At 64.7% G+C, this 11,809-nt stretch carries 10 protein-coding genes; 3 read left to right on the top strand and 7 right to left on the bottom strand.

Annotated features, from left to right (window positions below; translation table 11 throughout):
* The 3 genes from QOC69_RS11135 to QOC69_RS11125 form a co-directional block, all read right to left on the bottom strand.
* The coding region (locus QOC69_RS11135) for a TetR/AcrR family transcriptional regulator (RefSeq protein ID WP_526439338.1) at window positions 1-512 on the bottom strand (512 nt) is incomplete at its 3' end.
* A gap of 65 nt (window positions 513-577) precedes the next feature.
* Window positions 578-2,752 (bottom strand): 3-hydroxyacyl-CoA dehydrogenase NAD-binding domain-containing protein, encoded by a 2,175-nt coding sequence (locus tag QOC69_RS11130; RefSeq protein WP_526439336.1) that lies wholly within the window; start codon window positions 2,750-2,752, stop codon window positions 578-580.
* A 23-nt stretch (window positions 2,753-2,775) separates the two neighbouring features.
* Window positions 2,776-3,987: an acetyl-CoA C-acetyltransferase gene (locus tag QOC69_RS11125; RefSeq protein ID WP_526439334.1), complete on the bottom strand. Its 1,212-nt coding sequence runs from the start codon at window positions 3,985-3,987 to the stop codon at window positions 2,776-2,778.
* 253 nt (window positions 3,988-4,240) lie between these two features.
* Between QOC69_RS11125 and QOC69_RS11120 the strand changes: the two genes are divergently transcribed.
* Complete coding sequence (locus QOC69_RS11120) at window positions 4,241-5,818, top strand: phytoene desaturase family protein (RefSeq protein ID WP_526439332.1); 1,578 nt, start codon at window positions 4,241-4,243, stop codon at window positions 5,816-5,818.
* A 204-nt stretch (window positions 5,819-6,022) separates the two neighbouring features.
* Here the strand turns inward: QOC69_RS11120 and QOC69_RS11115 are convergent, their stop codons facing one another.
* The 3 genes from QOC69_RS11115 to QOC69_RS11105 form a co-directional block, all read right to left on the bottom strand.
* Window positions 6,023-6,835, bottom strand: a complete 813-nt coding sequence (locus tag QOC69_RS11115) for a hypothetical protein (protein WP_526439330.1) — start codon at window positions 6,833-6,835, stop codon at window positions 6,023-6,025.
* Window positions 6,832-7,656, bottom strand: a complete 825-nt coding sequence (locus tag QOC69_RS11110; protein ID WP_526439328.1) for a hypothetical protein — start codon at window positions 7,654-7,656, stop codon at window positions 6,832-6,834. The genes QOC69_RS11115 and QOC69_RS11110 overlap by 4 nt, the downstream gene beginning before the upstream one ends.
* Before the next feature lie 652 nt (window positions 7,657-8,308).
* Window positions 8,309-9,538 (bottom strand): CaiB/BaiF CoA transferase family protein, encoded by a 1,230-nt coding sequence (locus tag QOC69_RS11105; protein ID WP_526439326.1) that lies wholly within the window; start codon window positions 9,536-9,538, stop codon window positions 8,309-8,311.
* Between the two features lie 204 nt (window positions 9,539-9,742).
* On the opposite strand from QOC69_RS11105, the gene QOC69_RS11100 reads away from it, so the two are divergent.
* Entirely contained in the window at window positions 9,743-10,393 is a 651-nt protein-coding gene (locus tag QOC69_RS11100; protein WP_526439324.1) for a TetR/AcrR family transcriptional regulator, read from the top strand.
* The gene (locus tag QOC69_RS11095) at window positions 10,390-11,028 is read left to right on the top strand and encodes an NAD(P)-dependent oxidoreductase (RefSeq protein WP_526439322.1); all 639 of its coding nucleotides are present in this window, start codon (window positions 10,390-10,392) and stop codon (window positions 11,026-11,028) included. Before QOC69_RS11100 ends, QOC69_RS11095 begins: the two co-directional genes overlap by 4 nt.
* Window positions 11,029-11,048: 20 nt before the next feature.
* Here QOC69_RS11095 and QOC69_RS11090 read toward each other — a convergent pair.
* A partial coding sequence (locus QOC69_RS11090) for an NAD-dependent epimerase/dehydratase family protein (protein WP_526439320.1) occupies window positions 11,049-11,809 on the bottom strand: 761 nt, incomplete at its 5' end.

Here is an 11,809-nt window from a genome sequence, read left to right as displayed (position 1 = left end):
GCCGCGATGAGGACTTCCCGCACCGCACGGTAGCTCGGTTGTCGGGACAGCTCGGCTCCGAAGAACGCGTCGGTGGATTCCCGAAGAAGCCGGCCCAGACGTCTCTCCTCGGGCTGCAGCGCTTGGCGCAGTTCGCTATTCGATCTCGCCGCCAACCACAATTCCGTCGCTGCCCAGAAGTAGGGCTGGTGGTATGTGCTCCACATGGTGTCGACTGCCTGGTCGATCCGTGTGAGCGGATCGTCGGACCAGTCGTCACGATGCCGGAGATCGTCGATCCGCGACGCCGCTAGATGCTGGACTGCTGCGACGAGCAGTAGGTCTCGTGACGGAAATTGGTGCAGCAGGCGACCTCTCGAGACTCCGGCTGCCTCTTGGATACGCAGGGTACTGGTGGCCGAATATCCCTCTGCGCTCAGAATCTCGACCGCCGCATCGAGGACCCGGCGACGTGAGATCTCACTACGCTCCTGCTGCGTCTGCTTCTGGGTGCCCTCGGCGCTCTCCGCCATCATGCTCCTTTCTTCTGCTGCATGCTTGCACAGTCGAAAGCGATCGCGACTCGCCGACTTGTCCTCTAGTCGTAGGTACCGCCGGCCGCGGCCTTGGCCAGCAGCGAGTCAGGCGGAGTGAATTGAACTCCGTAGTGTTCGGCGAGTTGGCGGGCGCGATCGACGAAACCTGTTACGCCACCGGGATAGCCGTTGATGTACTGGAGTACTCCACCGGTCCAGGCCGGGTAGCCAATGCCGAACAGCGACCCGATGTTGGCGTCGGCGACTGAGGTCAGCACGCCCTCGTCGAAGCATCGGACCGTTTCGATCGCTTCGGCGAACAGCATCCGTTCCTGGATGTCACGGAAGGGGATGTCAGTTGTGCCGGTGCCGAACGCATCCCGAAGGCCCGGCCACAATGCCGTGCGCCGGCCTGACTCGTCGTAGTCATAGAAACCCGATCCCGTTGAGCGGCCTTTGCGGTCGTACCTGTCGATCATGACTGCCAAGACGTTGTCGGTTCCATGCTCGACCCAGGTTCCGCCGCTGCTCTCGGCCGCGGCCCGAGCCTCAGCGCGAACCTTGCGCGGCAGCGTCAACGTCAACTCGTCCAACAACTGCAGAGGTGGCGCCGGATATCCCGCCTGAGCTCCCGCCTGCTCGATGACGGCGGGGTCCACGCCCTCACCGAGGGCAGCGAGGGCCTCGCCGAGAAAGGTGATGATGACCCGGCTGGTGAAGAAGCCGCGGCTGTCGTTCACCACGATTGGCGTCTTGCGGATCTGCAGCGTGAAGTCCACGACCTTGGCGAGGGTCTGCGCCGAAGTGTGTTCGCCGGCGATGATCTCGACGAGCGGCATCTTGTCCACCGGTGAGAAGAAGTGGATACCGATGAAATCCGCTCGCCGGTCCACTCCCTCGGCCAGAGTGGTGATCGGCAGCGACGACGTGTTCGACCCCAGCACCGCGTCTGGATTGACGACGTCCTGAATCTCCTTGAACACCGAGTGTTTGAGCTCGACGTTCTCGAACACCGCCTCGACTACGAAGTCGACGCCGACGAAATCGCTCGCGCTGTCGGTGGGTGTGATCAGGTCCAATAACGCTTGGGACCGCTCCTCGGTCGTCGCGCCCTTGGCCAGGGCCTTGGCTTCGAGTCGCTCGGCGTAGGCCTTACCGGCGCGTGCCGCCTCGATACTGATGTCCTTGAGCACCACGGGGATACCGACTTTGGCCGACACATAGGCGATGCCCGCGCCCATCATTCCCGCACCGATCACTCCGACTTTGGTCGCGGTGAACGTGTCGAATCCCTGCGGGCGGCTGCCACCGGAGTTGATGGTCTGCAGGTCGAAGAAGTTCGACTTGATCATGTTCTTCGACACCTGACCCGTCACCAGGTGCACGAAGTAGCGCGTCTCGATCAGCGACGCGGTGTCGATGTCGACCTGAGCGCCCTCCACGGCGGCCGCCAGAATCGCCCGCGGCGCCGGTGCAGGCGCGCCGTTGAGCTGTTTGCGCAGGACCGCCGGCAGGGCAGGCAGCGTCGCGGCGAACTCCGCACTGGACGGAGCACCGCCGGGAATGGCGTATCCGCGGATGTCCCACGGCTGTTTGGCCTCCGGGTTCGCCACGATCCAGGCCTTCGCCGCGTCGAGGAGTTCGTCGGTCGACGCGACCACTTCGTCGATCAGTCCCAGCTGCAAGGCCTTCGCCGGACCGAAGCGTTGACCGCGCAGCAACACCTCGGTCAATGCGGTCTGGATTCCCAGCAACCGGACGGTGCGCACCACACCGCCACCGCCGGGCAGCAGGCCCAGTGTCACTTCGGGCAGTCCAAGGACCGCACCCTTGACGTCGGCCACAATGCGGTGGTGGGTCGCCATCGCGATCTCGAGCCCGCCACCCAACGCCGCGCCGTTGATGGCCGCCACGACGGGGCGGCCAAGGGTCTCCAGGCGCCGCAGCTGGGCTTTGATCCGGTTGACGTGCTCGGTGATCGCGGGCGCATCCTCGGCGGTGAACGCGACGAGTTCGTTGAGATCGCCACCGGCGAAGAAGGTCTTCTTCGCCGAGGTGATCACCACGCCGGTTATGGAGTCCTTCTGGGCCTCCAGCCGGTCGACGATCACGGCCATCGACTCGACGTAGTCGGTGTTCATGGTGTTCGCCGATTGTGCGGGATCATCCAGGGTCAGCACGACGACACCGTCGCTGCCCCGGTCCCACCGAATTGTCTTGGGCACAGATGTATTCATCGCTTCGTCGCTCCCTGTTCCTGTCAGACCCGCTCGATGATGGTGGCGATACCCATGCCGCCGCCCACGCAGAGGGTGATCAATGCGCGGTGTTCGTCGCGGCGTTCGAGCTCGTCGACCATGGTGCCGACGAGCATCGCGCCGGTCGCCCCGAGCGGATGGCCCATTGCGATGGCGCCCCCGTTGACGTTGAGCTTCTCGTCGGGAATCTTCATGTCCTGCTGGAACTTCAGCACGACCGACGCGAACGCCTCGTTGAGCTCGATCAGGTCGATGTCCTCGATGGACAGGCCGGCCACCGCCAGGGCCTTCTCGGCAGCGGGCTGCGGACCGGTCAGCATGATCGTGGGATCAGAGCCCGTCACCGCAGTCGCGACGACCCGTGCCCGAGGTTGCATCCCGAACTGCGTGCCCGCCTTCTCGTTTCCGATCAGCACGACAGCGGCGCCATCGACGATGCCCGAGGAGTTGCCACCGTGATGAACGTGGTTGATTCTTTCCACAGAGGTGTACTTCTGCATCGCGACAGCGTCGAAGCCCAGCTGTCCCAGACCGGCGAAGGACGGCTTCAGGGCCGCCAGGGATTCCACCGTCGATCCCGGTCGGCGGTGTTCATCGTGGTCGAGGATCGTCACACCGTTCATGTCCTTCACCGGGACAACCGATTTGGCGAAGTAACCGCCCGACCACGCCGCGTCGGCGCGCTCCTGCGACCGCACGGCATAGGCGTCGACGTCGCTGCGTGAAAATCCCTCGATCGTCGCGATCAGGTCGGCCCCGATGCCCTGCGGAGCGATGTAGTGGTCGTAGACGAAGGCAGGGTCATTGAACATGGCGCCGCCATCGGAGCCCATCGGCACCCGCGACATCGACTCGACGCCGCCGCCGATGACCAGATTCTCGAAACCCGCTCGCACCTTCTGGACCGCCAGATTCGTCGCCTCCAAGCCCGAGGCGCAGAAACGGTTCACCTGAACACCGGCGACCGTTTGCGGCAGGCCCGCCTGCAGGGCAGCGCTGCGTGCGATGACCGCGCCTTGGTCGCCGACCGGAGCGACGACGCCCAGCACCACGTCGTCGATGTAGCCGGGGTCCAGATCCGGAAAGCGAACCTTGAGTTCGTCGATGAGACCCACCACCAGGTCCACCGGCTTGACCCCGTGCAGTGCCCCCGTGGCCTTGCCCTTGCCGCGGGGCGTGCGAATCGCTTCGTAGATGTATGCCTGGTCGGACACAATTCACCTCTCCTCGGTGGACGTGGGTCGTCGGAACCCGCGCTCGTGGGTTCGACTGGACGCCGCACAGCGGGTGCGGCAGTGCTCCGCGCGGCGGACGCGTTGAAGCTAACCCAGTTCCACTATTCAGTCAACACTGACCGTAAAATTGACAGAGCAGAATCAAATGCATCATGCGCATACCAATGACGTGATTTCACCGCACGATCCGATTCTTGGCCGCCGACGACGTGCATATGCGTATTCTGGTTGGGTGGCCGCGTACGCGAATGAGACCGTCGACGTAGTCGTCATCGGGGGTGGCCACAACGGCCTCGTCGCTGCCTGCTACCTCGCTCGCGCCGGGCAATCCGTCCTGCTCGTCGAGCGCCACGACCGCCTCGGGGGAATGGCTCTGAGCGCACCGTTGATCGACGCCGCTCCGCACCACATGATCAACCCGGGTGCCTACGAGAACGTGTACCTGCGCGGCGGCGGCGTCGTCGAAGACCTCGGCTTGCGACGCTTCGGCTACCGCGAGGTCGACAGCGTCGGATGGGCCTGGCTAGGCGACGACGGTGAATCCTTGCTCTTCCGTGCAGACGTAGGACGAACCGCCGACGACATCGCACGCTTCAGCAAGCGGGACGCAGCGGCCTACCGGGAACTCGTCGCAGTCGCGTTGAAGGCTGTCCAGCTCCAAGGCCGCTACGCGTCGGGGCCGCCAGGCAGGCCGTCCCTTGGAACTATCACAGCGGGCCTCCGGGCGATGGTCTGCGACCGCACACTTCGCTCGACCCTCGGAGGTTTGCTCACAGGAACGGCTGCCGACGCGATCACCTCGACCTTCGAGTCTCCGCAAGTGCGCGGTGCTTTCGCATCGATTGCCACGATTCTCGGCGCCCCGACGGCAGAAGGCAGCGCGCTCGCTCTGCTGGGGACGAGTTCCCTGCACGGGGCGGGAGCGGCACGACCCATCGGCGGCATGGGTGGTCTGGTGCTCGCACTCGAGAAGTGCCTGACATCGCACGGCGGCGTCGCACGGACCGGTCTCGCGGCGTCGAAGATCCGACACGACGGAGAACGCGCCACGGACGTCGAGTTCAGCGACGGCACATCCGTCGCGGCACGTCATGCCGTCGTCACCGCAATTCCCCCGCAGCGTGTGCCAGATCTCACCGGTGACGGCCTCCCGCCAAGACTCGCGGAACGTCTTCGTGGGGCACCCGCAAATGCAGGGGGTGTCGCAACCCTGACGGTCAACCTTGCGCTATCAGGACGGCTGGAACTCCCGTCCCATCAGCCATCGCGCGATGACGTCGACCTACGGAAGCCCGCGCTGTTCACTGGCTCGTTCGATCAGGTCATGAAGAGCTGCGAACAAGCGGCACGGGGTGAGCTTCCGACCGAATCTCCGTGGTGGTGCACCATTTTCACGGCGATGGACCCCTCGCAGGCACCGGCGGGTGAGGACACCGTACAGCTTTACAGCCCCGCACCAGTCGCCGCATCGGGAGGGTGGGACCAGCGTGGCGACGAGGCGGCGAAGCTACTCGTCGACCAAGTCGCAGCCATCCTGCCAGGCGTCCACGAGCTCGAAATCGGTCGGCTCGTCGAGACGCCCGACGACCTCACTCGCAGAACGACAACCGTGAACGGATGCCTCTACCACGTGGATCATCTGGCGACGAGGATGGGACCACTTCGTCCAGCCCTCGGTACCGCGGGTTATCGAACACCGCTCAAAGGGCTGTATCTCACGGGGGCGGGATTCCACCCGAGCGGCGGCATCTCGGGCCTTCCCGGGAAACATGCGGCCACGGCGGTGATCCGCGACATCGGGCGTCATTGACGTTGACTTACCTTGTGTTGCAACCGCATCGCGTTGACTTGACACGCTAGCTCCGTGCCGCGAGATCCACTCGCTATCGGACTCGGCTACGAGTCACGACGAGCGCCTAGCTGACATACGTTGCGCCACAACAGTACTCGCTACCCCATCAGCGTTCAGGAGGCATCCGAGAAGCAAATCGCCGCCGCCGCTGCGTGGCGGATGTCAGACGAACGCCGGATCCGTCTGCGGAGTGCTCTGACGATTGCGCAGTCCTGCCCCCCACTTCTCGGCAAGGAACGTCGCTGCCACGGCCATCCCGACGCACAGTGCCAGCATCACCACAGACAAGATCCAGTCGAGCGCGACGGGAAGATCGGAGTACAGCGCTACATAGACCGGCCACGACGCTCCGGCGTAGACGATGGGCAACGCGACAGCCGCGACGACGAATCCGATTGCGGGACGGCGCCACCCGCTCGCCTGACCAGCGAGCGCGTACAACAGGAACCCGCCAACCAGTGGAAGAGCCACCTGCTGGGGTGCCACCACGAGGAACTTCATCGGCGCCTCCCCGTAGTACAGCCACAGGTGCAGCAGGTTGCCGAACGTTTCGATAATGACGACCGACACGAAGAGCACCGCCGCCGCAATGTGCAATGTCCGCCTGCTGATGCCGGATTCCATTTTCCTGTACACGACGTAGGGGGCGAGGCCGACCCACGGAAGGTAGCCGATGACCAGGAACCACGGTATTTCGCGGCCGAATGCACCGAACGCCATCGGATTGTTTTCCGCGTAGACGATCTTGCCGAGGATGTCGTAGATCGGCTCGTTAAAAGAGGCCACTAGCGCGCCCGCACAGCAGGCAATCGGCAGAAAGTCCCGATTCTTGACGGCCAGCGACAGCGCCCACGCGATGGCGGCGACCACGATGACGGCGAAAATGCCGAGCAGCAGCCAAGGGCTGACGTCCGAGACCAGCGGCGGCGGAGCCGGGATCCCTCCATCGGCCAGCACTGTTACACGTCCATTCACGACACGTCCTCCATCACAGGGTTTGGCTCAACTGATTGACCCGTTTTCACGGGCTGAAAGACGAGCCCACCGCCGTTACGCCACATCTCGGTGAGGTGCACCGTACCGACGACGGCCGCCCAGATCAGCACCAAGAGAGCAACGACGGCGGCATAGTCGAATACGGGCGGCAAATCGTTGTATAGCGCGAGGTACAACGGAAAGCCCGTCGATGCGAACATCATTGGCAGCGACAGGATGGGGATGAACAGCCCGAAGATGAGCCGGCGGAAACCCGTTGCGGGCAAGGCCAATGCGTACAACAGGAAGCCTGCTACCAGTGGCACCGACGCCATCGCGGTCACTCCGCCGAAGAACTGCAGGGGTGGCTCACCGTAGTACTTCCACCCGTGTACGAACCGATTGACAACCTCGGTGCCGACGACGGACAGCATCCCGAGCACCGACACCAAATACAGCCGGCGCTTCGACCATCCCGCCGCCATCCATCCCGCGATGACATAGGGGAACAGACCGACCCATGCGATGTATCCCACGACAAGGAACCACGGGATCGCCCTGCCGAATGCGGTGAACGCCATCGGATTGTTCTCCGCGTAGGTGATCTTGCCCAGAACGTCGAAAATCGGCTCATTCAACGAACAAATCGCGGCGCCAACACACGTGACGATCGGTAGCGCATCGCGCCGAGTAACTGCCCAGTAGCAGGCCAGGCCGAGGGCTGCTAACGCGGTCGCGCCGAAGAACACCAACATCACCGCGGGACTGAATTCCGAGACGAGGACGGGCGGATCCGGCAGCCCCACAATGATCTCCCTCATTCGCGGATTCCTTTCCCACACAGATGGCACGGGCTGTGCGAACGGCAAGCAGTCCGCCACCGATGGCCGTGACCGGGCTGAGTCCAAGCCGCAGTGACGTCGGTTGGACCGCCCATGCGCACGCTCCCATGCAGCCAGCCCGCCGGGAACGAATCAACGGCACCTCATACTTCAACGCTGTTCAAGTCGAACTGTAACGCAAACCACAGTGTAAGGGCAACGAATTTCCGATAGCAGCAGATGCAAGCCGCCATTGCTACGCAATCTACGAGATGCAAGGACATGTCTGGCTATGCTCGCAGTGAGTCAGCGACGCCGGCACGAAGACCTGGGACTGCGCCCGGGCGCGAATATCGATGTCGTTGCGAAGTCGCAACTCCCACTCGGGCTCACCGGACACATCGACGTAGTGCGCACCGGTATCGAGCGTTGCCTGCGCTACCTGCCAGCCGAGTTCGGAATACGGACCCACGCACGACACGACCACCCGCGTCCCTTCGAGCGCTGTTGAGCATGACGACATCCGCCTGCGGGACACCTTCGGCGCTCACGACTACCTGCGGTTCAACTCGTGGGACACCCTGCGCGGCGACCTCGCCCCGCTGCTGCGCACCGCGATCCGGGCCAGCGGCTGATACCGCCTAGAGAGTGTTCAGGTGATGGCGCCTTCGATCTTGAGCTCGATCAGCTCGTGGTCGTCGATGCCGAGCTCCCGCAACACTTCATCGGTGTGCTCGGCGAACATCGGCGCCCGGCTCAGGTGAGCGGCTGCCTCGTCGAACTTCACCGGGTTCGCCACCAGCCGCTGCTTGTTACCGTTGGCGTCCTCGACGTCGGCGATGCGCCCGTTGGCGATCAGCGACTCGTCGTTGGCCACCTCCCAGGCGTCCTGCACCGGAGCCCATTGCCCACCAAGGCAATTCAGCAGCCGTGTGCAGTCGTCGTAGGTCCGCGAACCGATCGCGTGGGCGAGCAACGCGGTGGCCTCATCGGTGTGAGCGGCCAACGACTCCAAGGATGCGAACCGCTCGTCGATCGCAGCCTCGGCGAGGCCGAAGACCCGGCACACGGGAGCCCAATATCGAGTCGGCTGCAGCATCGACAGCTGGATGAAGCGGCCGTCGGAGCACCGGTAGGCGCCGGTGAGCGGGTTGCCCGGCGCCTGGGTGCGATGATCGATCTTGGGCAGCGGGCAGCCGTAGAGCATGGCCAGATTGACGTTGGACTGGTTGGCCCACGCCCCGACGGCCAGCAGCGATACGTCGATGACGGAGGTCTGCCCGGTGGCCTGCCTGCCGTAGAGTGCCGCGGCCACCGCACCCGCGATGGTGATGCCGCCGATGTTGTCGCCGAACGCGCCCGCAGGCATGCCCGTCGGCACCTCGGAGTCGGTCGGAGTGACGCCGTCGGCATTGCCCGCGCGCGCCCAGAACGCCGTCACGTCGTGCGCACCCGTCTCGCGATCGGGTCCCTCGCTTCCGAAGCCACTGCCCGCGACGTAGACGATCGACGGGTTGATGCGCCGGATCTCATCGAGATCGATGCGAAGCTTGGCCCGCGCCTGAGGCAGCAGGTTGGTCAGGAAGACGTCGCTGCGCCTGACGAGTTCCTCGAACACCGGTCGGGTCTGGTTGAGTGCGAGGGATAGTCCAACACTGCGCTTGCCGCGGTTGGGCGCCTCGACCATGGGGGCGAACGAGACCCCCGGCGCGGTGGCGGAGTGGCCGGCGACCGTGACCAGTCCCCGCTGCGCGTCGCCCGTCACCGGATTCTCGATCTTGATGACGTCGGCGCCCCAGTCGGCCAGTACTGCTCCCGCCGAGGGCACGAAGGTGAACTGCGCAACCTCGAGGACGCGCACCCCGGTCATCGGTTTCTGCATCGCGCCACATCCGTTCTGATGGCTGGGCTGACTTGGCCACCGTGTGCCCGAAGCTGGCTCGGCCTGCACACGTGAACATAGGTTACTAGGTAAACATTGTTCTAGCTCCGAAATGCTAAACCACATTTTTTAGTCTTTGTGGTCTTGACCACAAGCTAGGATACGATGTGGCCTGCGTCAAGAGGCGACTAGGAGTGATTTTCGATGAGCGTTGTGCCTGCAACCGGTCGCGCAGCGTCGTGGGGTGCCGATGCGCCGGTCGGGGAGGCGCAGGCCCGCGAGCGCCTCCTCGCCGCGGCCGAGGCCTGCTATCTCGAGCGGGGTCCCAGTCGCACCCGGATGAGTGACATCGCAAACCGGGCCGGCGTGCATCGCCGAACGGTGTACGACTACTTCCCCACCAAGGACGCGCTGCTGGCGGCGTCGTTCGTACGCGCGATCAGTGGAGTGCTCGACGCCTCCGAACCCTGTTGGCACACAGCGGAACCGTTCCTCGAGCAACTGGTCAACGCGGTGGCGGTCGGACTGCAAGCGGCGCGCAGTTCGCCCGCCATGGCACTGCTCATCGGTGACGACGATCTCGGCCGAACCTTTCGCGCCGCTGAGGCGTCCGACGTCTGGAGCGAGAACCTCGCTCAGGCGCTCGGCCAACGGATCGAAGCTGCAATGGCGGCCGGCGAGGTCCGCGACGATCTCACCGCCGAAACCATGGCGCACTGGGTGACCCGTATCGCGTTCAGCCTCGCCGCCGAACCGGGCAGACCCGAGGACGGCGGTGACGAAGGCCTGATCCGCGCGTTCATACCCGCGTGCCTTGCACCGCAGCGGAAGCTCAGCGGGCGCCGCACGCAATGAACGTCACCGTGTTCGGCGCGACCGGACAGATCGGAGCCCTGGTCGTCGACGACCTGCTTGACGCCGGTCACGATGTGACCGCATACCTGCGCAATCCCGACAAGCTCACCACCGTCGATCCCCGCCTGGTCAACGTGACCGGCGAACTTTCCGACGGGCAACGAATCCGCCAGTCGATCCACGGGGCCGACGCCGTCATCAGCGCGCTCGGCCCCTCCTTGAAACGAAGCGCCAAGGGCACTCCGATCACCGACGGCACCAAGCACATCGTGGCTGCTATGGACGCCGAGGAGGTCGGCCGCTTCATCGGGCTCGCGACGCCGTCGGTACCGGACGAGCGAGACGAGCCGACCCTGAAGGCCAAGGCTTTGCCGATCATCGCTGGGTTTCTGTTCCCCAACGCCCTTGCCGACATCATCGGCATGACGACGGCCGTCACCCAGTCCAGGCTCGACTGGACCATCGCCCGCATCACCAGCCCGAACAACGGGAAGCCGAAAGGCACTGTGCGCGCGGGCTTTCTCGGCCGCGACAAAATCGGCTCGGCAATGTCGCGAGCCGACATCGCCGCATTCCTCGTCGCTCAGCTCACCGACGACGGGTTCTCGCGAGCGGCACCTGCAATCAGCAACTGATCCTCCGGAAGCCTCAACGGCTAATGCCCTCGGTAGAACGCCACGGCGCGGCGAATCGAGTCGTGAATGGGTTCGGGCTGCCAACCGAGTTCACGCTCGGCCTTGCCGTGGTCCATCGGGGACATGATGTGCATGAGTCGCACCGACAGGGTGGACAGCAGCATGTCGCGGCGGAACGCCTTTGAAGCGACGTCTCCGCCAAGGCCCAACGCGTACATGACCTTCAGCGGGATCCCGAACCGCGGCGGTCTGGCGCCGCCCGCCACCGCCGCTGTGCCGTAGAGCTCGCGGGCGCTGATGAAACGCTCGGAGATGATGTAGCGCTCGCCCACGCGGCCCTTGTCCGCGGCCAGGATGAGGGCGCGGGCCGCGTCTTCGATACCGACCACCTCCAACGACATGCCCTTGACCAAGGCAGGCAACTTGCCGCGCGCCGCTGCCGCCACCAGTGAACCGTGTGGTGTCGGGTGAAAGTCACCGGGGCCGTATGTGTTCGAGACGCACAGCGCGACCGCGGGCAGCTGGCGTTCCCTGGCATAGCGCAACACCAGGTTCTCGGCTTCGACACGCGACCGGATGTAGCCCCCACCCTTGTCCATCCAGTTGAAGGGTTCGGCCTCGGTGACCGGACCGCCGTCGGCGCTGACCGCGATGGTGCCGATGGTGCTGGTGAAGACGAACCGTCGCAGGTCTGCAGCCACCGCGGCGTCGAGCACGTGGCGAAGGCCTTCAACATTGGTGCGGAACAGCGGGGCGGGGTCGCGCAACCAGGCCCGGGTGT

The sequence above is a fragment of the Mycobacterium sp. genome (genome assembly GCF_032162105.1).
Classification (GTDB): Bacteria; Actinomycetota; Actinomycetes; order Mycobacteriales; family Mycobacteriaceae; genus Mycobacterium.
The sequence above is the reverse complement of the archived record's forward strand: the minus strand, read 5'-3'. Positions and strand labels throughout refer to the sequence as shown.